24 protein-coding genes and 1 rRNA gene are annotated in these 24,319 nt (G+C 69.7%); 15 read left to right on the top strand and 10 right to left on the bottom strand.

Annotated features, from left to right (window positions below; translation table 11 throughout):
• Positions 1–121 precede the first annotated feature (121 nt).
• From pstC to pstB, 3 genes are read left to right on the top strand one after another with little or no spacing between them, the layout of a single operon-like run.
• A complete protein-coding gene (pstC, locus tag ACZ5SK_RS37320; RefSeq protein ID WP_334578838.1) occupies positions 122–1,141 on the top strand; it encodes a phosphate ABC transporter permease subunit PstC in 1,020 nt (339 codons plus the stop codon).
• On the top strand, positions 1,138–2,202 hold the full coding sequence (gene pstA, locus ACZ5SK_RS37315) for a phosphate ABC transporter permease PstA (protein ID WP_334578837.1): 1,065 nt from the start codon (positions 1,138–1,140) through the stop codon (positions 2,200–2,202). Before pstC ends, pstA begins: the two co-directional genes overlap by 4 nt.
• Positions 2,203–2,243: 41 nt before the next feature.
• A complete protein-coding gene (gene pstB, locus ACZ5SK_RS37310; protein ID WP_079661380.1) occupies positions 2,244–3,020 on the top strand; it encodes a phosphate ABC transporter ATP-binding protein PstB in 777 nt (258 codons plus the stop codon).
• A gap of 1,077 nt (positions 3,021–4,097) precedes the next feature.
• On the opposite strand, the gene ACZ5SK_RS37305 is transcribed toward pstB, so the two are convergent.
• On the bottom strand, positions 4,098–5,096 hold the full coding sequence (locus tag ACZ5SK_RS37305; RefSeq protein ID WP_334578835.1) for an inorganic phosphate transporter: 999 nt from the start codon (positions 5,094–5,096) through the stop codon (positions 4,098–4,100).
• Positions 5,097–5,103: 7 nt separating this feature from the next.
• A complete protein-coding gene (locus ACZ5SK_RS37300) occupies positions 5,104–5,724 on the bottom strand; it encodes a DUF47 domain-containing protein (protein WP_079661378.1) in 621 nt (206 codons plus the stop codon).
• Positions 5,725–5,939: 215 nt separating this feature from the next.
• Between ACZ5SK_RS37300 and ACZ5SK_RS37295 the strand changes: the two genes are divergently transcribed.
• A complete protein-coding gene (locus ACZ5SK_RS37295; protein WP_334578834.1) occupies positions 5,940–6,272 on the top strand; it encodes a metal-sensitive transcriptional regulator in 333 nt (110 codons plus the stop codon).
• A gap of 66 nt (positions 6,273–6,338) precedes the next feature.
• On the opposite strand, the gene ACZ5SK_RS37290 is transcribed toward ACZ5SK_RS37295, so the two are convergent.
• Both ACZ5SK_RS37290 and ACZ5SK_RS37285 read right to left on the bottom strand, forming a co-directional pair.
• Complete coding sequence (locus tag ACZ5SK_RS37290) at positions 6,339–6,533, bottom strand: hypothetical protein (RefSeq protein WP_468577091.1); 195 nt, start codon at positions 6,531–6,533, stop codon at positions 6,339–6,341.
• Positions 6,534–6,654: 121 nt separating this feature from the next.
• Positions 6,655–7,491, bottom strand: a complete 837-nt coding sequence (locus tag ACZ5SK_RS37285; protein ID WP_334578833.1) for an SCO4651 family lipoprotein — start codon at positions 7,489–7,491, stop codon at positions 6,655–6,657.
• A 165-nt stretch (positions 7,492–7,656) separates the two neighbouring features.
• Between ACZ5SK_RS37285 and ACZ5SK_RS37280 the strand changes: the two genes are divergently transcribed.
• Positions 7,657–7,827 (top strand): hypothetical protein, encoded by a 171-nt coding sequence (locus ACZ5SK_RS37280; protein ID WP_334578832.1) that lies wholly within the window; start codon positions 7,657–7,659, stop codon positions 7,825–7,827.
• A 175-nt stretch (positions 7,828–8,002) separates the two neighbouring features.
• Positions 8,003–9,568, top strand: a complete 1,566-nt coding sequence (locus ACZ5SK_RS37275) for an FAD-binding oxidoreductase (RefSeq protein ID WP_334578831.1) — start codon at positions 8,003–8,005, stop codon at positions 9,566–9,568.
• A 50-nt stretch (positions 9,569–9,618) separates the two neighbouring features.
• Here the strand turns inward: ACZ5SK_RS37275 and ACZ5SK_RS37270 are convergent, their stop codons facing one another.
• Positions 9,619–10,329 carry a phosphatase PAP2 family protein gene (locus ACZ5SK_RS37270; RefSeq protein ID WP_334578830.1) on the bottom strand — a complete coding sequence of 237 codons (711 nt, stop codon included), beginning with the start codon at positions 10,327–10,329 and terminating at the stop codon, positions 9,619–9,621.
• A 169-nt stretch (positions 10,330–10,498) separates the two neighbouring features.
• A complete protein-coding gene (locus ACZ5SK_RS37265) occupies positions 10,499–11,506 on the bottom strand; it encodes an NlpC/P60 family protein (protein ID WP_334581273.1) in 1,008 nt (335 codons plus the stop codon).
• A gap of 237 nt (positions 11,507–11,743) precedes the next feature.
• Here ACZ5SK_RS37265 and ACZ5SK_RS37260 point away from each other — a divergent pair, with 237 nt between their 5' ends.
• On the top strand, positions 11,744–12,490 hold the full coding sequence (locus ACZ5SK_RS37260; protein WP_334578829.1) for a carbonic anhydrase: 747 nt from the start codon (positions 11,744–11,746) through the stop codon (positions 12,488–12,490).
• A 16-nt stretch (positions 12,491–12,506) separates the two neighbouring features.
• Here the strand turns inward: ACZ5SK_RS37260 and ACZ5SK_RS37255 are convergent, their stop codons facing one another.
• Positions 12,507–13,256: a trypsin-like peptidase domain-containing protein gene (locus ACZ5SK_RS37255; protein WP_334578828.1), complete on the bottom strand. Its 750-nt coding sequence runs from the start codon at positions 13,254–13,256 to the stop codon at positions 12,507–12,509.
• 134 nt (positions 13,257–13,390) lie between these two features.
• On the opposite strand from ACZ5SK_RS37255, the gene ACZ5SK_RS37250 reads away from it, so the two are divergent.
• Positions 13,391–13,633: a DUF397 domain-containing protein gene (locus tag ACZ5SK_RS37250; protein WP_334578827.1), complete on the top strand. Its 243-nt coding sequence runs from the start codon at positions 13,391–13,393 to the stop codon at positions 13,631–13,633.
• Positions 13,634–13,720: 87 nt separating this feature from the next.
• On the opposite strand, the gene ACZ5SK_RS37245 is transcribed toward ACZ5SK_RS37250, so the two are convergent.
• Complete coding sequence (locus ACZ5SK_RS37245) at positions 13,721–14,275, bottom strand: GNAT family N-acetyltransferase (protein WP_334581272.1); 555 nt, start codon at positions 14,273–14,275, stop codon at positions 13,721–13,723.
• Between the two features lie 309 nt (positions 14,276–14,584).
• Between ACZ5SK_RS37245 and ACZ5SK_RS37240 the strand changes: the two genes are divergently transcribed.
• The 7 genes from ACZ5SK_RS37240 (at position 14,585) to ACZ5SK_RS37210 (ending at position 23,607) form a co-directional block, all read left to right on the top strand.
• A complete protein-coding gene (locus ACZ5SK_RS37240; RefSeq protein ID WP_334578826.1) occupies positions 14,585–15,946 on the top strand; it encodes a S53 family peptidase in 1,362 nt (453 codons plus the stop codon).
• A 417-nt stretch (positions 15,947–16,363) separates the two neighbouring features.
• A complete protein-coding gene (locus ACZ5SK_RS37235; protein ID WP_004000049.1) occupies positions 16,364–16,672 on the top strand; it encodes a hypothetical protein in 309 nt (102 codons plus the stop codon).
• Between the two features lie 201 nt (positions 16,673–16,873).
• Positions 16,874–17,698 (top strand): DUF8175 domain-containg protein, encoded by an 825-nt coding sequence (locus tag ACZ5SK_RS37230; RefSeq protein ID WP_361702092.1) that lies wholly within the window; start codon positions 16,874–16,876, stop codon positions 17,696–17,698.
• Positions 17,688–19,043, top strand: coding sequence for a hypothetical protein (locus ACZ5SK_RS37225; protein ID WP_361702090.1), 1,356 nt, complete (start codon positions 17,688–17,690; stop codon positions 19,041–19,043). The genes ACZ5SK_RS37230 and ACZ5SK_RS37225 overlap by 11 nt, the downstream gene beginning before the upstream one ends.
• 23 nt (positions 19,044–19,066) lie before the next feature.
• Complete coding sequence (locus tag ACZ5SK_RS37220; protein WP_443041343.1) at positions 19,067–20,599, top strand: SCO6880 family protein; 1,533 nt, start codon at positions 19,067–19,069, stop codon at positions 20,597–20,599.
• Between the two features lie 14 nt (positions 20,600–20,613).
• The gene (locus ACZ5SK_RS37215; RefSeq protein WP_334578822.1) at positions 20,614–22,044 is read left to right on the top strand and encodes an ATP-binding protein; all 1,431 of its coding nucleotides are present in this window, start codon (positions 20,614–20,616) and stop codon (positions 22,042–22,044) included.
• A gap of 15 nt (positions 22,045–22,059) precedes the next feature.
• The gene (locus ACZ5SK_RS37210) at positions 22,060–23,607 is read left to right on the top strand and encodes a type IV secretory system conjugative DNA transfer family protein (protein WP_468577087.1); all 1,548 of its coding nucleotides are present in this window, start codon (positions 22,060–22,062) and stop codon (positions 23,605–23,607) included.
• Positions 23,608–23,612: 5 nt separating this feature from the next.
• On the opposite strand, the gene ACZ5SK_RS37205 is transcribed toward ACZ5SK_RS37210, so the two are convergent.
• Positions 23,613–24,164, bottom strand: a complete 552-nt coding sequence (locus ACZ5SK_RS37205) for a GNAT family N-acetyltransferase (RefSeq protein WP_334578821.1) — start codon at positions 24,162–24,164, stop codon at positions 23,613–23,615.
• 69 nt (positions 24,165–24,233) lie between these two features.
• Positions 24,234–24,319, bottom strand: a 5S ribosomal RNA gene (rrf, locus tag ACZ5SK_RS37200); the annotation flags it as partial.

Here is a 24,319-nt window from a genome sequence, read left to right as displayed (position 1 = left end):
GGGGAGCCCCCGGTCCGGACCGCACCCGTCCGGTGCACCGCCGCCAGGGGCCGTCCACAAACCCGGCCCCACCCGAGCCGCCCACACAGACCGCAGGCGGCTCCGCAGACCGGAGACCCCCATGGACATATCGACGCAGAAGTCAGACACAGACGACACCCCGCCACCCACGAACCCGTCGACGGAGACCGCCGAGCAGAAGCGCGCGGCCCGCGGCGCCACCCGACCCGGTGACCGCATCTTCCTGGCGCTCTCCCGCGGCTCGGGCATCTTCCTGTTGGTGATCATGGCCGCCATCGCGGCCTTCCTCACCTACCGGGCCTACCTCGCCATCAGCAAGGACGACGCCAACTTCCTCACCACCTTCGAGTGGAACACCGGTCTCGTCCCGCCGAAGTTCGGCATCGCGGTCCTGGCCTTCGGCACGGTGGTCTCGTCGATCATCGCCATGGTCATCGCCGTTCCGATCGCGGTGGCCATCGCCCTGTTCGTCACGCACTACGCCCCGCGCAGGCTGAGCAGCCCGATCGCCTACGTGATCGACCTGCTCGCCGCCGTGCCGTCCATCGTGTACGGCCTGTGGGGCGCCCTGGTCCTCGTACCGCACATGGACGGTCTGTTCGGCTGGCTCAACGACTACTTCGGCTGGACCGGCGTCTTCTCCTGGGACGAGGGCGCCCCGCGCTCGATGCTGACGGTGGGCATCCTGCTGGCCGTGATGGTCCTGCCGGTCATCACCAACGTCAGCCGCGAGGTGTTCCGTCAGGTCCCGCAGATGCACGAGGAGGCGGCCCTGGCGCTCGGCGCCACCCGCTGGGAGGTCATCCGCATGTCGGTGATCCCCTTCGGCCGCTCCGGAGTGATCTCGGCGTCGATGCTGGGCCTCGGCCGCGCACTGGGCGAGACGATGGCGGTGGCCACGGTCCTCTCCCCCGACTTCGACATCCACGCCAGCCTGCTCAACCCGGGCGGCGGCACCTTCGCCCAGAACATCGCCAGCAAGTTCAACGAGGCGACGGAGTTCGGCCGTGACGCGCTCATCGCCTCCGGTCTGGTCCTGTTCGTCATCACCTTGCTGGTCAATGGCGCGGCGCGCATGATCATCGCCCGGCGCGCGGAGTACTCGGGGGCCAACGCATGAGCCACACAGCAGCAGTAGCAGACAAGGCCCCCAGCACGCTGCGAGCGGCCAGCCTGCCGAAGTGGTCCCCCTGGGCCATCGCCGGCGGCTCCCTCGTCCTCGCGGTCCTCATCGGCCTCGTCGGCGGCCTGGACAGCAAGGTCCAGTGGGGTCTGATCGCCGGCCTGCTCTTCGTCTTCGGCACCTACGGCATCGCCGCGAAGGTGGAGGGCCGCCGCCAGGCGAAGGACCGGGTCGCGACCAGCCTGGTCTGGGTGGCGTTCATCCTGGCGGTCATCCCGCTGGTGTCCCTGCTGTGGACGACGATCCAGCGCGGCACGAAGGTCCTCGACGTCTACTTCCTCACCCACTCGATGGGCGTGGTCGCCGACTCCGAGCCCGGCGGCGGCATCTACCACGCCATCATCGGCAGCCTGGAGCAGGTGGGCCTCGCCACGGCGATCGGCGCCCCGGTCGGCATCCTGACGGCGATCTACCTGGTCGAGTACGGGCGCGGCAAGCTGGCGAAGGCCGTCACGTTCTTCGTGGACGTCATGACCGGCATCCCGTCCATCGTCGCGGGCCTGTTCATCCTCAGCCTCATGCTGATGCTGGACATGCAGCCGTTCGGCTTCGCCGGCTCGCTGGCGCTGGCGATCCTGATGATGCCGGTCGTCGTACGCTCGACAGAGGAAATGCTGAAGCTGGTCCCGAACGAGCTGCGCGAGGCGTCTCTCGCCCTGGGCGTCCCGAAGTGGCGCACGATCCTCAAGGTGGTAGTCCCGACGTCGATCGGAGGCATCATCACGGGCGTGATGCTGGCGATCGCCCGTATCGCGGGCGAGACGGCTCCGGTGCTGCTGCTGGTCTTCGGCAACCCGTTCATCAACAACAACCCCTTCGAGGGTGCGCAGGCGTCGCTCCCGCTGTACATCTACCAGCAGTACTCGCAGAGCGCGGGTTCGACGGCGGCCTACGACCGTGCCTGGGCGGCGTCGCTCACGCTGATCGCCTTCGTGATGATCCTGAACCTGGTGGCCCGCGGCATCGCCCGCTGGAAGGCCCCGAAGACCGGTCGCTGACGCGGCCATACAGCGACTGATCGGGAAGTGAAGTAGAAAACATGGCCAAGCGAATCGACGTAAGCGGACTGACCGCCTACTACGGCGCCCACAAGGCGATCGAGGACATCTCGATGACGGTCGAACCGCGCTCGGTGACGGCCTTCATCGGCCCCTCCGGCTGCGGCAAGTCGACGTTCCTGCGCACGCTGAACCGTATGCACGAGGTGACGTCCGGCGGCCGGGTCGAGGGCAAGGTGCTCCTGGACGACGAGGACCTGTACGGCCCGGGCGTGGACCCGGTGTCCGTCCGCCGCGAGGTCGGCATGGTCTTCCAGCGCCCCAACCCCTTCCCCACGATGTCGATCTTCGACAACGTGGCCGCGGGTCTCCGCCTGAACGGCAGCTACAAGAAGAGCGAGCTCGCGGACGTGGTCGAGAAGTCCCTCAAGGGCGCGAACCTCTGGAACGAGGTCAAGGACCGCCTGAACAAGCCCGGCTCGGGCCTGTCCGGCGGCCAGCAGCAGCGGCTGTGCATCGCGCGGGCGATCGCGGTGGAACCGAAGGTCCTGCTGATGGACGAGCCCTGCTCGGCCCTCGACCCCATCTCCACCCTCGCCATCGAGGACCTGATCGGCGAGCTGAAGGAACGCTTCACGATCGTCATCGTGACGCACAACATGCAGCAGGCGGCGCGTGTCTCGGACCGCACGGCCTTCTTCAACCTGGCCGCGGTCGGCCAGCCCGGCAAGCTGATCGAGATCGACGAGACGGAGCGCATCTTCTCCAACCCGTCGGTCCAGGCCACGGAGGACTACATCTCCGGCCGCTTCGGCTAAACCCCCAAACCCCTCGCGGTGCTGCATGGCGGTGCCACCGCGAGGACGCAAAGAGCCCGCCCCCCGGCTCCCGGGGGGCGGGCTCACGTCTACCCCCGGCGGATGGCCGAGGGGTGGAAATCTCTCACCGGGTGACGAGAGGGGCCGGCTCCGCCGGGCGCAAGGAACAGCAAGACGAGGGCATTTGCACCGAGCGCAGGCCAGAGGGGACCGGCTCCGCCGGAGATACGGGGGCCAGAGGGGGGACCGGCTCCGCCACGGCCAAGGCACAGCGAGGCGAGGACGGCCCGGCCGGCCAGGGCGAGAGCACGGAGATGGCTCCGCCGGGGTGGAAACACGGCCCCCACAAGGGACGCAGGGGACGAAGTCCCCGCCAGGGGACTGGAGCGGAGCCGCAGAACGAGGACACCCCGGGGACACACAAACGGAGCCCCGCAACAGCCGCAGGGGACGAAGCCCCCGCCAGGGGACCGGGGCAGAACCCCAGAACGAGGACACCCCGGGGACACACAAACGGAGCCCCGCAACAGCCGCAGGGGACGAAGTCCCCGCCGAGGGACCGGGGCAGAGCCCCAGGAAGAGGACACCCCGGGGACACACAAGCAGAGCGCCGCAACAGCCGCAGGGGACGAAGTCCCCGCCGAGGGACCGGGGCGGAACCCCAGAACGAGGACACCCCCGGGGGGGCACACAGGCCACCTGGGTGGGGGCATGGCCCCCGCGCAAGGGGTGCAGGGGACGAAGTCCCCGCCGGGGGACCGGGGCAGAGCCCCAGGAAGAGGACATCCCGGGGCGCACACAAGCGGAGACCCGCAACAGGTGTGGGCGACGCAGTCCCCGCCGGGGGGCCGGGGCGGAGTCCCAAGGCGCGGGCAACACACCAACCCACCAACACACCAACCCACCAACCAGCTGGACCAATGCGCGCACCGCTCCCGCCGGGGTGCGCAGGGTGAAGCCCCGCGCAGCCCGCGCAGGGGGCAGGGGACGCAGTCCCCGCCGGGGGTCGGGGCGGAGCCCCGGGGTGTTGGGGGACCCTTCGACTTACCGAGTCGGGTGGGTGGGTGGGCAGGACGGCTACAGGAACGCCAAGTTCACTACCCAGAACGCGCATGCCGCGACCACCGCAGCCGCCGGCATGGTGACGAACCACCCCAGGACAATGTTCTTCGCGACTCCCCACCTCACGGCATTGACCCGCTTCGTCGCCCCCACACCCATGATCGCCGACGTGATCACATGCGTCGTGGAAATCGGCGCCTTGAACAGAAACGCCGTGGTGAACATGATCGACGCACCGGTCGTCTCCGCCGCGAACCCCTGCGGCGGATCAAGCTCAATGATCTTCCGCCCAAGCGTGCGCATGATGCGCCACCCACCCGCATACGTCCCCAGCGACAACATCACCGCACAAGCGATCTTCACCCACACCGGAATCGGATCGTCGGCCCCCTGAACATCACCGATGACCAACGCCATCACCACGATGCCCATCGTCTTCTGCGCGTCCTGCAGACCGTGCCCCAGCGCCATCCCCGCCGCAGAAACGGTCTGAGCTATCCGAAAGCCCCGCTTCGCCTTGTGCGGATTGGCCCGCCGGAACAACCACAAAATAGCCGTCATCACCAGATAACCGACGACAAGCCCCACCACCGGCGAGACGAACATCGGAATGACGATCTTCTCCAGCACCCCGGACCAGATGACATCCGTGCCCCCGGCGAGCGCGGCGCCCACCATGCCCCCGAACAGCGCGTGGGACGACGACGAGGGCAACCCGAAGTACCACGTGACGAGATTCCACACGATCGCCCCGATCAACGCGGCGAACAGGATCCCCATCCCCTTCGCCCCGTCAGGAGTCTCGATCAGCCCGCTGCTGACGGTGTGCGCAACGCCACTCCCCAGAAAGGCGCCGGCGAGGTTCATCACAGCGGCCATGGCCAGCGCGGCGCGCGGCGTCAGCGCCCGCGTCGAAACCGACGTGGCAATGGCGTTCGCCGAGTCGTGGAAGCCGTTCGTATAAGTGAATCCGAGCGCGACGACAATGGTCACGACCAGAGCAAAGGTGTCCATGAAGTGCTCAGGACTCCTTGACCGCGATGGTCTCCACCGTGTTGGCCACGTGCTCGAAGGCGTCGGCGGCCTCCTCCAGCACATCCACGATCTGCTTCAGCTTGAGCACCTCGATGGCCTCGTACTTGCCGTTGAACAGATGCGCGAGCAGCTTCCGGTGGATCTGGTCGGCCTGGTTCTCGAGCCGGTTGACCTCGATCCAGTACTCGGTGAGGTTCTCCATGGTCCGCAGGTTCGGCATGGCCTCGGCCGTCAGCTCCGCCGCCCGCGCCAGCACCTCGATCTGCTGCTCGACCCCCTTGGGCAGCTCCTCCACGTTGTAGAGGACGACCAGGTCGACGGCCTCCTCCATGAAGTCCATGATGTCGTCGAGGGAGGATGCGAGGTTGTAGATGTCCTCACGGTCGAACGGCGTGATGAACGAGGAGTTCAGCTGGTGGAAGATCGCATGCGTGGCATCGTCACCTGCGTGTTCCGCGGCCCTCATACGCTCTGCGATCTCGGCCCGGCTGGCGGGGTCCGCCCCGAGCAGTTCCATCAGGAGTTTCGAGCCCGTGACGATGTTGTCCGCGGATGCGGCGAACATGTCGTAGAAGCTCGTCTCCCTGGGGGTCAGACGAAAGCGCACGTGGGGTCCTCAAGATGCATCGGTTTCGGTCAGGCTGATGCTAGGCGCATCATCCGGCCACGGCTAACGGGCCGCCCCCCAGTGTCACCCATGAAGGAGAGCGACCGGCAGGGGGGCGACCGACGAAGTCCCTGCTGGGGCCGTATACCCGCCGAAGTTCGGTACCATATACCCAGTAGGGGTATGGGTCTGGAGCTGGAGCGCTGGAGGACAGGATGACGACCACCGAGGCCGGCGCGGAAGCCCCCGCCCCCGAAACGGGACAGGTCCACGGCTACCACAAGCAGAAGGACGAGCACCTCAAGCGCCTGCGCCGCATCGAGGGCCAGATCCGCGGCCTGCAGCGCATGGTCGACGAGGACACCTACTGCATCGACATACTCACCCAGGTGTCCGCCTCCACCAAGGCCCTGCAGTCCTTCGCGCTGCAGCTCCTGGAGGAGCACCTGCGCCACTGCGTCGCCGACGCGGCCGTCAAGGGCGGCGACGAGATCGACGCAAAGGTGGAGGAAGCGACCAAGGCGATCGGCCGCCTACTGCGCACCTGACCCACCGGACCCGGGCTCCCCACGCGCCGCCCGACCGCGCTCCCTCTCCCCTGCCCGCGCCCGCCCCTACTCCCTCACCCCTGCCCGCGCCCGCTCCTCGACCTGCTCCTCCCCCACCCGCAGCACCTGATCGATGCTCTCCAGACTGAGCCGTTCCTCACCTGCGGCCGAGGCCGCGATGATCAGCTCTCCGCACAGCTCGATCTCGGCGAGGGCCACGTGGTCCTGAACTGCCGTACCGCCGCCCGGAGCCACGCGCATCACCTCGTCTCTGCCGTCACCGACTTCCTAGAGTAGGGAGCGCTATACACCGCGCGCATGGCACGGACGGGCTAGTCCTTGTGCCCACCCTGTGGCTGAATCTGTCCGCTCCGAGCGAGGTTCATTCCTGCGCGATCCGCCCCGCGTAGATGTCCCCGGCGGCCGGCAACCGCACATCGACGGGAGCGCCGAAGTCGTACAGCAGCGTCGTGGAGGCGACCGCGACGGCCTCCTTCTGCTTCCCGTTGACGAAACTGAACCGGTGCCGGACCTTCCGGATGCGCCCTTCGTCGTCGAGGTAGACGTCGAACGGCACCCGAGCCGTGGCGAACCCTTTCGCCGCCGCCCGCAGCGCATCCCGTCCCCCCGCGGACGCGTCCTCGGCGGCCACCGCCAGATCGGCCGTCCCGCGATAGTGCCGCACCGCCGTCCCGGCCACCTCGGTCCTTCCGACGTACGTCGCCGTCCGTGTCCCCCGCAGCACCTCGGCGGCGGCGAACGGATCGGTGGCCCCGCCGGTCACCAGGTTCCCGTCGGACAGGGTCGCCGTCGCCACCCGTACCCACTTGTCGTCCGGCACGCCGGCCCCACGGTTCTTCATGAACAGGGCCCCGGGCGCGAGGAGTTCGGTGATCGGCCGGTGCTCGCTCGCCCCGGCCGGGTCCTGCGGCAGCAGCACCCTCAGCTGCCCGAGCTGCTTGCGGTAGTCGTAGACCCCCTGGCCCCGGATGGTCACCCGGGTCCCGCCGGTGGCCATCTCCATCGACGTACGGGCCTTCGACGTGCCCGCCGCGACGAGGGTGTCGGCAGCCCGGTGCAGTGTGGCCACGGGATCGGCCGCCCGGCCGTCCTCGGCGGCGGCCCCGCCCCCGGAGCATCCGGCGGCGCCCGCACAGATCCCCGCCACGATCCCCGAAAGAACCGCCGCACCCACGTGCCTGCGCTGCCGCTCCGCCATGGCCTGCCTACCCCCAGCCGGTACGTCCGTCACGGGCCCCCTGTCGTTCCGGTTAACGACGGGTAGGTGCCCCCGTCACGCGGAGCCCTGAGGCTTGTGGCCGGATTGCGTGCGGCTTGCGACCGCCATACGGGTCTTTTACCGAGCCTGGGTACCGTTGTCTGCGTGACACAGCAAGACGGCCCGGACCCTTCCCGCACCGACGGGAACCACAGCACCACGACCGTCGAACAGGGCCGCTTCTGCCTGGCCCGCTGCACCTGCGGCTGGCGCGGCCCGGCCCGCCGCGCGAGAAGCCTGGCCAGATCGGATGCGGAGAGCCACCTCCACGGCTGACCGGCTGACGTCACGGACGACCGGCTGATGCCACGGACGACCGGCTGACCGACTGACCGGCTGATGTCACGGACGTCACTGTTCCGTCACCGCCGACGCCCGCCGGAACCCGTGGTCCCATGGTCCCCGTCTCGCTGCATGAAGCCGACAGGCGGTCGAGGGAAGGCGCAAGAACATGGAACGGCGTACGTTCATCGCAGGCGGCACGGCAGCGGTCGCAGCGACAGTGACCGCCTGCAAGGCGACCGGGGGCAGCGCACACGCCGCCACCTCGGCCACCGGGAGCGCCGACGGCACCGGGCCGAACAGCCCCCTCACCACCACCAGCGTCTCCGCCCCCGCCAACTGGACCGCGCTGGCCCGCGATCTGGACGGCGCCCTCGTCCGCCCCGGCGACGCCTCGTGGGCGACGGCCCGCCAGCTCTACAACACCCGCTTCGACGGCCTCAAACCGGCGGCGGTGGCGTACGTCGCCCACGCCGACGACGTCCGCACGGCCCTGGCGTACGCCCGCGCCCACCGGACGAAGGTCGCGATCCGCAACGGCGGCCACTCCTACGGCGGCTGGTCCTCGGGCGACGGCCGGCTGATCATCGACGTCTCCAAGCTGAACCGGGTCCGCGCGAGCGGCACCACGGCCGTGGTCGGCGCGGGCTCCAAGCTGATCGACGTCTACCGGGCGCTCGCCGCGAAGGGCGTGACGATCCCGGCGGGCTCCTGCCCCACGGTCGGCGTCTCCGGTCTGGTCCTCGGCGGCGGCCACGGCGTCGTCTCCCGCGCCTACGGCCTGACCTGCGACAGCCTCACCCAGGCCACGATCATCACCGCGGACGGCAGGCAGCTCACCGCCAACGCGACGACGAACAAGGACCTGTTCTGGGCGCTGCGCGGCGCCGGCAACGGCAACTTCGGCGTCGTCACGGAGCTGCAGTTCAAGACCCACCCCGCGCCCCAGGCGGTGACGGCCTACCTCACCTGGCCCTGGGCGAAGGCGGCCGCGGTGATAAAGGCCTGGCAGGAGTGGGGTCCGTCGCAGCCCGACGAGATCTGGTCCTCCCTGCACCTGGAGAACGGCAGCGGCACCCCCACCGTCTCGGTGGCCGCGTTCTGCATCGGCACCTACGGCCAGCTCCAGAACGCGGTGGACCGCCTCGCCGACCAGGTGGGCGCCCGGGCGTCGTCCGTGTCCCTGCGCCGCCGCGGCTACAAGGAGGCGATGGAGGCGTACGCCGGCTGCTCCTCCTTCACCACCGACCCCCAGTGCCACCTCCCGGGCTCCACCCCCGGCCGCGCCGCGCAGGGCAAACTGGGCCGGGAGACGTACACGGCCCGCTCGGACTTCTTCGACCGCTCGCTGACGGCGGCCGGCATCCAGACCCTGCTGAAGCAGATGAGGACGGTCCAGGGCGGCGCCGGCAGCATCGCCCTCATCGCCCTCGGCGGCGCGGTCAACCGGGTCTCCCCCACGGCGACGGCGTTCGTCCACCGCCGCTCGCGGATGCTGGCCCAGTACATCGTGTCGTGGAAGGCGGGCACGGCCGGTACGACGGCCCAGTCCTGGCTGAACACGGCCCACAAGGCGATGACCCCGTACGCCTCGGGCGCGGCCTACCAGAACTACGCGGACCCGACGCTCACGAACTGGCGCAAGGCGTACTACGGCGAAGCGCTCCCGCGCCTGACCCAACTGAAGAAGCAGTACGACCCGACCGGCTTCTTCACCTACCCGCAGGCACTCTGACCACCGCCACTCCGACCGCAGGCACTCCGACCGCAGGCAATGAGCTAGGCCTAGGCGGCGAGGTCCCGTTCCTCCGCGGCGACCTCGCTCCGCGCGCCCGGGATGAGCCCCTCCCGGTCGCCGGTCCGAGCGGCCCGGCTGCGCACGATCCACCCGACACGGGGCGAGCGGTCGACGGCCTTCAGCACGGGCGTGAGCATCATGGAGGCGACGGGCGACAGCAGCAGGGCGACGGCGGTCCCGAGCGCGAACCCGCCGACGACGTCCGTCGGATAGTGCACCCCCATGAAGACCCGGCAGAACCCTTCGAGCAGGGCGATCCCTATCCCCGCGAGCCCGAACTTCCTGTTGGCGACGAACAGTCCGACGGCCATCGCCATGGTGAGGGTGGCGTGGTCGCTGACGAAGGAGTAGTCGGTCTTGCCGGAGACGAGCACCTCCAGCCCCTGATGGTCACGGAAGGGCCGGGGCCGCTCCACGAACCCCCGTATCGGCACGTTCACCAGCACGGCGATCCCGGCGGCGAGCGGCGCCCACACGAGCGCGGCGACGGAGCCCGCGGCCTCCTCGGCCCCGCCGGGCCTGCGCCGCACGCCCCACCAGCACCACACGATCAGCAGCACCATGGCGAGCAGCAGCCCGTACTCGCCCACGAACTCGACGGCCCGGTCGAGCCAGTGCGGGGCGTCCTTGGCCAGGCCGTTGATGTCATAGAGCAGGTCGACGTCGGGGTTCGACCCGGATTCGGCGAGTCCAGCCATGGTGCTGCGGCCCCTTCGTCGTGTGCTGCCCGGCGCACCTCACATGCGCCCGCCTCAACAGGAACGCACGGCCCCGGTTGATACGTTCCACTCTCCACTGAATGATCACTCAGACGTTATCGAAGAGAGACAGATCCCCGCAGCTCAGAGGCCGGGTCCGGGGCCTGTCTCAGACCGTCGTGGGGAGCGCTTTCGCGCCATCTTCGGTGACCCGGGTGGCCCCGAAGTACTCGGCCGTGTCGATGGGGTCGAACCGGATGACCGCCCCCGTGTAGGGCGCGTCGATCATGTAGCCGCCCCCCACGTAGATCCCCACGTGGTGGATGGCCCGCGAATTGCCGAGGTCGGTCGAGAAGAACACCAGGTCCCCCGGCAGCAGCTCGCTGCGCTTGGGGTGCGGGCCGGCGTTGTACTGGTCGTTGGCGACCCGGGGCAGGGTGATCCCGACGCTTTCGTAGGCGGCCTTGGTCAGCCCGGAGCAGTCGAACCGTCCTCCCTGGTCAGCGGTGCCGTTCCCACCCCAGAGATAGGGCGTGCCGAGCTTCTTCTGGGCGAAGTAGATGGCCCCCGCGGCCTGCTTGGAGGGATCCACCCGGCTGACGGGCGCGGCGAAGGACTCCTCCAGCGTCGTGATCGTCTTCACATAGTTCTGGGTCTCCTTGTACGGCGGTACGCCGCCGTACTTGATGACCGCGTCCGGCCCCGCGTTGTAGGCCGCGAGCATGTTCTTCGTGATGTCGCCGCGGACGGACTTCACATACGACGCGAGCTGGCAGTCGTACGACGCGGCCGACGGAATCGCGTCATTCGGGTCCCAGACGTCGCGGTCGCCGTCCCCGTCTCCGTCGACTCCGTGCGTGGCCCAGGTGCCCGGGATGAACTGCGCTATCCCCTGCGCGGCAGCGGCGCTCTGCGCTCTCGGGTTGAACCCGCTCTCCTGGTAGAGCTGGGCGGCGAGCAGTGCGGGGTTGATGGCGGCGCAGAGGTTGCCCCACTTCTGAACCAGCGTCTGATAGGCGGCGGGCACGGCCCCCTTGGCCAGCGACCGGGACGCCCCGCCCACGCCGTTCACCATGTTCCCGCCGACGACGTACACCCCGATGACGAGCGCCATCATGAAGGCGGCTCCGGCGCCGACGGCAGCGGTCGCCACGATCCACGTCCTACGCACCGTCAACCGCCCCTCGCCGCCCGGGAGTCCGCCCACGCCAGTGTAGAGGCGGCCTCCGCGCCACGGGGTGATCACACGGTAGGACGGCTCGATCCATGGATCCCGCATGCCGGGGCAGGCGGGTCAACGGCAGCCCCGGGCCGCGTCAAGCATCGCCCAACGTTCGCTCCCGCCTTCCCCATTCATGCCCATGATTCGGCAACAGCAGCGATCATTTTCGGCCTCGGTCCTACGTTCCACCCCGTGAACTCTGAGGACACCCCCCGAAGCACCCCCCACGGAACCGCCCGTCGCGCCCTTCTGCGCGGCGGCATGGCCGGCGCCCTCGCCGTCGGCGGCGCGGCCCTCGCCACCGCCCCCGCGTCCGCCTCCACGCCCGCCACCGGCCCCCGGACCGCCACCCGTCCCGGCACGGCCGACGAAGTCCTGCGGGAACTGGCCGCGGGCAACCGCCGCTGGCGCACCTTCTGCGAGCGGCACCCGGACGAAACCCCCGCTGTACGGCAGAGCCTGACAGCAGGTCAGCATCCGTTCGCCGTCGTCCTCGGCTGCATCGACTCCCGCGTGCCGCCGGAGCTGGTCTTCGACCAGGGCCTCGGCGACCTGATGACCGTCCGCACAGCGGGCGAGGTGCTCGACGAGGCCGTACTCGGCAGCGTTGCCTACGGCGTGCTCGAACTGGGGATCCCGCTGCTCATGGTGCTCGGTCACCAGTCGTGCGGCGCGGTCAAGGCGGCCGTACAGGCGGACCTGACCGGCGACGAGCTGCCCGCCCACATCCAGTACCTGGCCGACCAGATCATCCCGTCCATAGACCGCACGCAGCAGGGCGACGCCCGCGTCGACTCCACCATCGACGCCAACGTCCGGGCCGTCCGCGCACGCCTGGCCGCCGTGCCGGACCTCGCCGCGAAGATATCCGCCGGCGAGCTCGCGGTCGTCGGCGCCCGCTACGAGCTGACCACCCAGCTCGTCCACACCCTCGCGTAGCCCCTTGGGACCTGCCCTAGGGGGCGGAGGTCGCGTCCTTGTACAGTTCCCCGGCCTCCGCCCCCAGGACCACGCTGTACGAGATGTCGGGCGTGGCACCGCCCTGCTCGTGACCGCCCAGGACGCCCACGACCTCGTCGTAGCCGTTCACCCAGGGGCTGCCGCTGGTGCCGCCGGTGAAGGCGGGGCAGGTGATGCGCTGCTGGGTGGCGCTGTGGGCGGTGGGCCGGTTCGTACAGCGGATCGGCGCCTCGACGGAGTCGGGGTAGCCGGTGACGGTGACGGCGGTGGCCCCGGTTGTGGTGCGCGTCACAAAACGATTGCCGCCGACAACGTCCTCGACGTTTTTGCCGTCCTTCTCCACGAGGACGGCAAAGGCCACGTCACTGTCCTCGTCCTGCCCCTTGTTCCACCCGTCGGGCATGAAGGACCGCTTGATCTTCCAGACCCCGTAGGGGGCCTGTCCGGCCCGGTAGCCGGGGACGAACGCCAGTTCGCCGGACACGCTGCTGAGGCAGTGCGCCGCGGTGGCGATGAGGTCGTGCTGCGGACTGTGCACGACGGACGCGGTGCAGAAGTGCTCGCCGGTGAGTCTGCCGGCGACCGCGTCGTCGGCGCTGAACAACGCGCCGACCCGTGCGAACTTCGGGGTCGCCACCGCGACGGCCGTGACCCCCAGGGGGCCGGGCGCGCCGTCGGCAGTCGCTTCGGAGGCGGAGGTGACGGCCAGCATGACGACCGCACCGAGCAGGGCGTTTCGCTTCATCGGGTTCACTGTGTCCCACGAAGGTGAGAGAAACGTCAGAGACATGCATTCCCATACGACGCTACCCGCACTTGGCCCTCAAAACCTCCCGGCTTTGTCTGCCGGGCCTCATCACCCCCTGAAGGACACTCTCCGTGGCTGAAATCCCCCCCGACCTCATCTGGACCCGTGCCGCCCCGCCGGACGCGACCGGACCCGGCCCGTGGATCGAGATCGCCTTCGGCCCGGGGGACGACGGCGAGGCGCCCGTCTACCTGCGGGAGACCAGCGACCCGGACACCGTCGTCACCACGAACCGGCGCAAGTGGGACGCGTTCGTGCTGGGCGTCCAGGCAGGCGAATTCGACCACTTCGTGGAAGGCGTCGAGCTCGACTGACCTCACGCCCCACCCGGCGCCCCTTGCAACAGCACCCCTTGCACAGCACGCCTCGCACAGCAAGTTCTCACAGCCCACGCCTCAGACTCAGACATCGCCCCGCACCACCGCGTGCAAGTGCTGGTCGTGCCACCCGTCCGCGTGCAGCAGGGCGCTGCGCATGGTGCCCTCGTACGCGTACTGCGCCTTTCGCGCCACTCGGCACGACGCCTCGTTGGCGACCGCGTGGCACAGGCGCAGGCGGTGCAGGCCGAGGTCGTCGAACGCCCACCGGGTGAGCCCGCCGACCGCCTCGACGGCGACGCCGCCGCCCCGGGCGGCCGGCAGCAGCCAGTAGACGATCTCCGCGCTGCCGCCGTCGAGATCGACGTCGTTCCAGCCGGCCAGCCCGACGACCTCACCGCCGTCGGCACGGGACCGGGCGATCGCCCAGATCGCGCCGGTCTCCGCCCGCCAGCGCTCCCGCATCCGCTCGATCCGCCGTACCGCGGCCTCCCCGTCGGGCACGGCGAGCAGGTTCCACTGCCGGATCGCCGGATCGCCCGCGGCCGCCACCAACGCGGACGCGTCCCCCGCCTCCCAGGGCCGCAGCTCCAGCCCGGCGCGCGGGAGCGCGAGCACCGGCTGCTCGGCACGGGCCATCCGACCTGCGGGGACGACAGGAGGCACGGCGGACACGGGGGCGTTCACCGCGGCATCGTGCCACAGGCGTCCCGTGCCGGGGATCGGCACCCCGAGGTCAAGTTCCGGCCATCCTCGCACCATCGCCCCGCCATTGATCAGCAATCCCCCAAGCCCCTTCAGTAAGGCGGAAGTCAGGATTCCACCGCCTGTCTTGTTGTCGCGTACTCAACAAGGGAACGTCGTCCGCGGGCCGCCGCCCCCACCGGCAACCACGCCGGTGGTCCCCCACCCGCAGGCCTCTGTCCACCTCACGCAGGAGGCTGTACGTTGCGTACGCCCACCCCCAACACCCCCCACATACGCGGCAGATGGCACCGAATAGGCTCCGCCGCCGCAGCCACCGCCGCCCTCGTCATCGCCGGTCTCGGCACCGCGGCCCACGCCGACGCCGCCACCCCGACGCCTTCCAAGGTCAGCGCCGGCGCCATCGCCGCCCAGGTCGCGAAGGCCCACGTGACCTACACCCAGCAGTGCGACCAGACCCCGAAGAAGGGGTTCGCGTCCTGCAACGCGCTGCGCGTCACCGGCGGCACCACCGCCTTCCAGGAGGAGCAGGCCGCCAAGAAGGGCATCGCGCCCAAGACGGTCTCGCCGAACGCCGCCACCGACTCCCCCAGCGGCTACGGCCCCTCCGACCTCCAGTCGGCCTACGGCCTGACCGACGCCGCGTCCTCGGGCGGCTCCGACGAGACCATCGCGATCGTCGACGCGTACGACGACCCCAACGCGGAGTCCGACCTGGCCACCTACCGCGACTACTACGGCCTCTCCGCCTGCACGACCTCCAACGGCTGCTTCAAGAAGGTCAGCCAGACGGGCTCCACGACCTCCCTCCCCACCGCGAACAGCGGCTGGGCCGGTGAGATCTCGCTCGACCTCGACATGGCCTCCGCCGTCTGCCCGAACTGCAACATCCTGCTCGTCGAGGCCAAGTCCTCCTCGATGGCCAACCTCGGCACCGCGGTGAACCGCGCCGTCACCCTGGGCGCGAAGTTCGTCTCCAACAGCTACGGCGGCTCCGAGTCCTCCTCCGACACCAGCTACGACTCCTCGTACTTCAACCACCCGGGCGTCGCCATCACCGTCAGCGCGGGCGACGAGGCGTACGGCGCCGAGTACCCGGCGGCCTCCAAGTACGTGACCTCCGTCGGCGGCACCAAGCTGTCCACCAGCTCCAACAGCCGCGGCTGGACCGAGTCGGTCTGGAAGACCAGCAGCACCGAGGGCACCGGCTCGGGCTGCTCCTCCTACGACGCCAAGCCGACCTGGCAGACCGACACCGGCTGCTCGAAGCGCATGATCTCCGACGTCTCGGCCGTCGCCGACCCGGCGACCGGCGTCTCGGTCTACGACACCTACGGCGCCGACGGCACCGGCTGGAACACCTACGGCGGCACCAGCGCCTCGGCCCCGATCATCGCGAGCGTCTACGCCCTCGCCGGCACCCCGGGCAGCAGCGACTACCCGGCCTCCTACCCCTACGCCGCGGCCGGCACGTCCGCCCTCAACGACGTGACCAGCGGCAACAACGGCACCTGCTCGACGAGCTACTTCTGCACCGCCAAGTCCGGCTACGACGGCCCGACCGGCTGGGGCACCCCGCAGGGCACCGACGCCTTCACCGGCTGACCCTGATCCTCCGTCACACATTTCCCCGTCACACAGAGCAGCCACAGTGGGCCGTGGGGGCCACACGTGGCGCAAGGCGAGCGGGCCGCGGCATCCAGCCGCGGCCCGCTCGCCGTTCGTCATGAGACCATCGATGAGAACATCGAAACGTACGCTCACCCGACCAGCCGTCAGAAACGGTACGGGGCCGTGAAGTGGGCTAACGACGGAACCACACCACAGGTTCCGCTCCGGCCTCATTGCCCGGCGTAACGTGCCGTGATACACAGAGTGACCGTACGAGTCAATCGTACGAATCCTGACCGACAATGACGCCAAGTCGACATACGGACGGCGACTTCGTCGGCGACAATGAGGCGTGACCTCTGCACACCGGCAGGGGAACTGCGGAACTACCCACCAGGGGCGGTGACTTACATGCTGTTTGCGGCCGACAAGGGCGATATCAACACCATCATCGGCGGGATCGCTCCGGACTGGGGGCCCTTCGGCAGCCTGGGCAACGAGGCCAAGGTGATGATCGAGGTCGTGATGGCGGTCGCCATCCTCATCTGCCTCGGCATCGCCATCTGGGGCGCGGCCAAGCAACGCATCGGCGCGACGGCCCTGCGGGACACCTTCAGTGCGGAACAGGGCAAGGGCCTCATCATCGCGGGCCTGACAGGCGTCTTCATCATCGGCTCACTCGGGACACTGTTCACGATCGTGTACGGCATGGCCGTGTAACGGCGTCCCCCGCACCACCCCCAGTCCCGTCCGGGCGCGCCCGGCCCGCCGTCCCCACCCACCTGTCGTGCCCACCGGCTGAGGTTGCGTTTCCCTGATGTCCCTGATGTCGAGTCACCACACCGCGCCCGCGCGGGAACCAGCACGGCTACCGTCGTACTTCTACGCGGTCCGCAACGGCAGCGAGGGGGCGTACGCGGCATGACTCCCGGCGACGAACACGACTACGGCGAACCCGCGGGCACCCGCGTCCGCCTACCCGAGACCGACCCCTACGGCGGCGCCCGCAGAGGCCCCCGCTCCTCCTCCCGGAGCCTGGTCACGGTGGTCGGCGTCGTCGTCGTCCTCATCGCGGCAATCGCCTTCGCGAACCGCGGAGGAGACGATTCCTCTTCAACGACGACCGACGGCCCCGCCGGCACCAACAACCCCAAGTCCTCCAGCACAGCAGCCAGCGGAACAAAACCGGTGAAGTCGAAGACCAACGGCATCCCCTCGGGGTTCGCCCACACCCAGCAGGGCGCCCAGTCCGCCGCCGCCAACTACGCCGTCGCGCTCGGCTCGACCGGCATGTTCCAGAAGAACAGCCGGCACGCCCTCGTCGACAACCTCTACACCACCGCGGCCGCGACCAAGCTGCAGGGCGCCATGGACCAGGCGTACTCGACCGACTTCCTCGCGAAGATGGGCCTCGACGCCGACGGCAACGCCCCGGACGGCAACACCTTCGTCTCCCGCGTGGTGCCCGTGGGCACGACGGCCCAGGCCTACTCCACCGGCACCGCCAAGGTCGCCGTCTGGTACCTGGGCCTCATCGGCATGTCCGGGACGACCTCCACCGACCCCGTCACCTCGTCGTGGAAGACCTGGACCTTCGACCTCCAGTGGACGGGCGGCGACTGGAAGATCGTCGACGACGAGCAGAAGGACGGCCCCGCTCCCGTCCCCGGCGACGACCCGGCCGCCACCTCCGACGAGATCAGCAAGGCCATCGAGGAGTACGGAGGGTTCACGTATGCCCGCTAACCCGCGCCGCCTGCTCACGCTCGCCGGAGCGGTGACGGCCGTCCAGACGTCGGCCGTGCTGCTGGCCACCCGCGTCTTCGCGGCCCCCTCGCCCGACCCGACGCCGTCGGGGACACCCTCGCCGACGCCGTCACCGTCCGACAGCGTGGACTGCGGTCTCATCTCCGGCGAGGCCAAGAAGTACTGCGAGAAGGGCAACGGAGGCTCCCTCACCACCAACCCCGGCGTCTCCGACACCCTCGACCCCCTCTCCTCCCTCGCCAAGGGCTGTGCCGACGCCGCCGCGTGGACCGTCGACAAGCTCAGCGACGCCGTGAAGGACACAGCGAACGTCGACTTCACCAACGACAGGTTCCTCAAGCAGTACGCCGTCGTCTTCGCCGCCTCGACCGTCCTGACCCTCCTGCTGTGGCTGCTGGCGGTAGCCAAGCGCGCGGTGCGCGGAGTCCCCCTCACCACCGCCATCGGCGAAGCCGTCGGCTTCCTCTGGCTGACCGTCCTCGCCTCCGCCTTCACCCCCCTCATCCTCTACACCGTCGTCTCCGCCACCGACGGCATCACCGACGTCCTCGCGAAGACCACCGGCAACCAGACCGACACGTTCTTCGGCACCTTCTCCGCCGCCCTCGCCAAGGGCGAGAACATCGGCGGCGGCCCGATCATGCTGATCGTCGTCTCGCTCGTGTCGATCCTCGCCGCCGGAGTGCTCTGGCTGGAGCTGGTCATCAGGGCCGCCCTCCTCTACGTCGGCGCGCTGCTCGGCACCGTCGTCTACGCGGGCCTGGTCGACAAGAACCTGTGGAGCCACGTCCGCCGCTGGGCCGGCATCATGATCGCCGTCATCCTGGTCAAACCGGTCATCGTGATAGTGCTCGGCCTCGCCGGCGCACTGTCCTCGGACGACGGCCCCAACGCCTTCTCCGCCGTCGTCTCCGGCCTCTCGATCATCCTGCTCGCCATCTTCGCCAGCGCGATGATCTACCGCTTCGTCCCCGGCTTCGGCGACGAGATCGCCGGCGGCCGCAACAACCGCATCATGCAGGGCGCCGAAGGCAAGGCCGCCGCCGTCATCAGCTCCCCGGCGACCCTCGTCGCCCAGGGCATCAAGACGCACAGCACCCGTGCGGACAACAACGGCGGCGGCCAGTCCGGTTCCTCCGGCGCCCGCCCCTCCAACCCCGCCAGTGGCGGAGTGGCCGCGCACAGCTCGCGCTCCTCGAACGGGGGCGGCGGATCTGTCCCCTCCGCCGCACCCGCGCCCCGCGCGAGCAGCCCGGTCAACACCCCGCACGCCGGCAACAACCGCAACAGCAGCAACAACCGCACGGGAGGTGAAGGGCGTTGACGACCGAGTCCCATGTGTCCCACATGGTCGCGCCCCGCCGTACATATCTGATCGGCCGCGCCCGGCCGAACGCGATCGTCGGCCGCAACCGCGAGACCGGCGAGATCGCGCTCATCGTCATCGGCGCGTTCCTCGGCATGATGTGCGGCCTCCTCGTCCCCGTCCTCGCCCTGCGCATCGTCCTGCTGAGCGGCTTCCCCGTGATCGCGCTGGCCGCCGTCTACGTGCCGTACAAGCACCGCACGTTCTACAAGTGGTTCGAGATCAACCGCAGCTACAAGCGCACCCTCCGCCAGGGGACCACATACCGCTCCACCGCCATGGAGGCCGGCACCCGGCTCGACGGCCAGGAGATCGAGATCGGCCCGCCCCCGGGCATCGGCCGCATCAGCTGGCTGGCCGCCCCCTTCGGCCCCGACGAGATCGCCGTCCTCCTGCACGCCGACCGCCGTACGGTGACGGCGGCCATCGAGATCGAGGGCCCCGGCGTCGGCCTGCGCGACAGCGAGGACCAGGAGGCCCTCGTCGACCGCTTCGGCACCCTCCTCAAGCACGTGGCGAACGGCGACGGCTTCGTCACCCGGCTGCAGATACTCGCCCGCACCCTCCCCGCCGACCCCGACGCCCACGCCAAGGACGTCGCCGTACGCGGGGACGAGAAGGCCCCCGACTGGCTGGCCCGCTCCTACGACCAGCTCCAGTCCATGGTGTCCACCAGCAGCGAGCAGCACCGCGCCTACCTCGTCGCCTGCATGCACTACACGCGTGAGCTCTCCGCCGAGGCGCACGCCATGGCCCGCGCCGCCCGCCCCCAGTCCGGCCGCAAACTCGACCGCGACGCCGGCCTCGCCGTCGTCATGGCCCGCGAGCTGACGGACATCTGCTCCCGCCTCCAGGAGGCGGACATCCGCGTCCGCCAGCCCCTCGGGCAGGGCCGGCTCGCCTCCCTCGTCCACTCCATGTACGACCCGGACCACCCCATCGACCACATCCAGGCGATGACCAAGCGCAACGCCTGGCCGGCCGAGCTGGACGCCATGGAACCGACGTTCCTCCAGGCCAAGACCCGCGAGTCGACCACCCGGGCCCCCTGGTGCCACGCCACGGCCTGGGTGAAGGAGTGGCCGATGACCCCGGTCGGCGTCAACTTCCTGGCCCCGCTCCTCGTCCACACCCCGGACGTCATCCGCACGGTCGCCGTCACGATGGACCTCGAACCCACCGAGGTCGCCATCGAACGCATGCTCACGGAGAAGACGAACGACGAGGCCGAAGCCAGCCGCGCCGCCAAGATGAACCGCACCGTCGACCCCCGCGACGTCGCCGCCCACTCCCGCCTCGACCAGCGCGGCGAGGACCTGGCGTCCGGCGCGGCCGGCGTGAACCTGGTCGGCTACATCACCGTCTCCAGCCGCAACCCCGAGGCCCTCGCCCGCGACAAACGGACGATAAGGGCCTCGGCGGGCAAGTCGTACCTGAAGCTGGAGTGGTGCGACCGAGAGCACCACCGGGCGTTCGTGAACACCCTCCCGTTCGCCACCGGAATCCGAAGGTAGGGGCTGATGAGCTGATGCGGGATCCGCTGTCCGTCCTCACGGACGCCTTCACCTCCTTCCTCTTCGGCAAGGTCGAGACGACCCGGCTGCCGGTCCGCACCTCCACCGGCCAGGCCCAGGCCGTCTACCTGCCCACGGCCGCCCCCGGCCTCGGCGACTCCGGCGTCATCATCGGCCGCGAGGTCTACTCCGGGAAGGGCTACATCTACGACCCCTTCCAGCTGTACGGTCAGCAGCTCCCCGCCCCGCACTGGCTGGTCCTCGGCGAGTCCGGAAACGGCAAGTCGGCGCTGGAGAAGACCTACGTCATGCGCCAGCTCCGCTTCCGCGACCGCCAGGTCGTCGTCCTGGACGCCCAGGGCGAGGACGGCGTCGGCGAATGGAACCTCATCGCGCAGGCGCTGGGAATAACCCCCATCCGCCTGGACCCGACGGCCGCCCTGGACATGGGGATCCGCCTCAACCCCCTGGACCCGTCGATCACCACGACGGGCCAGCTCGCACTGCTCCGCACCATCATCGAAGTGGCGATGGGCCACGGCCTGGACGAACGCTCCGGCTTCGCCCTCAAGGTCGCCCACGCCTACGTCAACGAGACGATCGTCGAACGCCAGCCCGTCCTGATGGACATCGTCGAACAGCTCCGCCACCCCGAACCGGAGTCGGCGGAGGCGATGAACGTCGCCATAGACGACGTACGGGCCTGGGGCCTGGACGTCGCACTGGTCCTGGACCGCCTGGTCGACGGCGACCTGCGGGGCATGTTCGACGGTCCGACGACGGTCGGCATCGACCTGGACGCCCCGCTCATCGTGTTCGATCTGTCCCACATCGACCGCAACTCCATCGCCATGCCGATCCTGATGGCGATCGTCGGCGTCTGGCTGGAGCACACCTGGATCCGCCCCGACCGGAAGAAGCGCATCTTCCTGGTCGAGGAGGCCTGGCACATCATCAACAGCCCGTTCGTGGCCCAGCTCTTCCAGCGCCTGCTGAAGTTCGGCCGACGCCTCGGCCTGTCCTTCGTGGCGGTCGTCCACCACTTGTCGGACGTGGTGGACGGAGCGGCGGCGAAGGAGGCGGCCGCGATCCTGAAGATGGCCTCGACCAGAACGATCTACGCCCAGAAAGCGGACGAGGCGAGGGCGACGGGCCGAGTCCTCGGCCTCCCGCGGTGGGCGGTGGAGATCATCCCCACCCTCACCCCCGGCATCGCGGTGTGGGATGTCAACGGCAATGTCCAGGTGGTGAAACACCTGGTCACGGAGACGGAACGCCCCCTGGTCTTCACCGACCGCGCGATGACGGAGACCTCCGCCGAACAGGCGGCCGCAGCCGACGACGCCCTGCTCGCCGCCGAACTGGAACAGGAACGCCGAGCGGCGGCCTTCATGGAACAGCACATGGCCGACCTGGACGGCTCGTCCGAGTCGACGGTGGCGTAGAGGGGCGGGGTGGTCATGAGACCGGGTGACGAGCAGCGCCGCGACAGCCGGGCCGACAGCCAAGGAGGCATCCCGGACGGCCTCCTGGTCGGCATACTCGCGTTCCTGCTCGGCATGACCCTCCTGGTCTGGACGGCGACGGGCCTGGCAGCCCTCTTCTCCCACGGCTCCTGGCCCGCCGGCGTCGCCTTCACCCGCACCCCCCTGGCCATGCGCCACCTCATCGCCCAACCCCACGACATCCCCGGCGCCTGGCCGGAGGCGGAGCCGACCCGACTCTCCGGCTACGGCCTCTTCTGGGGCCTGCTCATCGGCCAGCTGATGATCCTGTTCGTCCTCACCGTGTTCGTGATAGGGACGCTGGCGCGGTGGAGGGCGGTACGGGCACGCCGGAAGGCAGACCAGAGGGACCACCGGCACACCACGGGCCTCCCGCCCCAACACCACGAGGTACCGCACCACGAGGTGCCCACGCAGCGAACGGAAGCGACGCCCGAGGCCGACCCGAGGACACGGACAGAGCCGACTCCGCCGACGGACCCGATCCCTCTGACGGCATCACCATCGCCGTCGCCTCCCGCCCCGACACCGCGCCCCGCCGCCGAACCGACCTACGAATGGGAGAGCGGCCGCGTCGAAGGCGGGACGGCCCACTACGCGCCCCCCGCGCTCCGCTACGCCACCGCCTCCCAGGCCGTCCGGGACGCCGAGGGCCCCGCACTCGTCCTCACCTCCGACCCGGCCCTCTGGCAGGACACCAAGGACGCCAGGGCCAAGCTGGGCCCGATCCACCTCTACGACCCCGCCCACCGCTGCGACACCCCGGCCCGCCTCCACTGGTCCCCCACCGCCGGCTGCGAGGACAGACCGACCGCGGCCTCCCGCGCGGCGGCGCTCCTCACCCCCGTACGCCCCACCGCCCGCCTGGACCAGGCGGTGACCGACACGGCCGAGACCCTGCTCCGCAGCTATCTCCACGCCGCTGCGATCGACGGCCGCACCATCCGCCACGTCCACCGCTGGTCCCAGGGCACCGGCATCCAGGACGCGGTCCGTACCCTCCGCACCCACCCCAAGGCCGCCCCGGGCGCGGCCGGCGAGCTCGAAGCCGCCCTCACCGCCCACCCCGAACGCCGTGACATCGCCCAGGAACTGACGTCCCGCGCCCTCTCCGCCCTCTCCACGGTGAACATCCGCGAGGCATGCACTCCCAACCGAAGTGATGCCCTCGCCTTGGATTCCTTCGTGGACGAAGGGGGAACGCTTTATGTACTAGGCGAATCGATCGAGGATCCCAGGACGCACCCGGGCGCGATGCCGCTCCTGACGGCCCTCGTCTCCAGCGTGGTCGAGCGCGGCCGGCGCATGGCCGAACGGTCATCCTCCGGTCGCCTCGACCCACCACTCACCCTGGTCCTGGACGATGTGGCGGCCGTGGCCCCGATCTCCCAGCTCCCGGAGCTCCTGTCCACGGGAACGGACCGCGGCCTGCCCACCTTGGCCCTGCTCCGCTCCCGCGAACAGGCCAAGGCCCGCTGGCCGCACGACGAGCTACCGGTGTAGCACTTTCAGTCCCGGTCGCGCCCGAGCTCGAACTCCAGCTGGCTCTCCCCGGGTGTCTGCTCGAGCGGCACCACGACACCACTGGGTACGAACCCGGCCTTGCGGTAGAACCTCTGGGCCCGTGTGTTCTGCTCGTGCACGATCAGTCGCACCCGCTCGGCCCCGCTCGCCCAGGCCCACTCCACAGCGGCGTCGAAGAGCACCTCCGTCAGACCGATGCCCCGGGACTCGGGCTGCACGAACACTCCGACGACGTGCCCTTGCGTTCGCTCGACGGCAAAGCCGGCCCAGTCTTTCGTGCCGGCCTCCTCGACCAGCACAGTCAAGGTTGCGACCCACTCCCCGTCCGGCGCCTCGGCGATGATCTGCTGCGCTCCGGTCGCACCCTCCGCGACTCCCGCGACCCGTTCCCGCCAAAAGGAGTCCGGCTTGGCGACAGCCTCGTCGTACGTCTCCAGGAAGGCGAGGTGCGCCACCGGGTCCTGAAGCGCGGCGAGCCGCAGCTTCTTCGCCGCGGGCCACTCGTCGGCGCGTATGGAGCGGATGACGTAATTCATACGCATCACCCTAATGGCAAACGCAAAAAGGCCCACACCGATTTACGGTGTGGGCCTTTTTCAATATTTGTTCGGCGGTGTCCTACTCTCCCACAGGGTCCCCCCTGCAGTACCATCGGCGCTGTAAGGCTTAGCTTCCGGGTTCGGAATGTAAC

This window comes from Streptomyces sp. NPDC031474 (genome assembly GCF_055581185.1).
The sequence above is the reverse complement of the archived record's forward strand: the minus strand, read 5'-3'. Positions and strand labels throughout refer to the sequence as shown.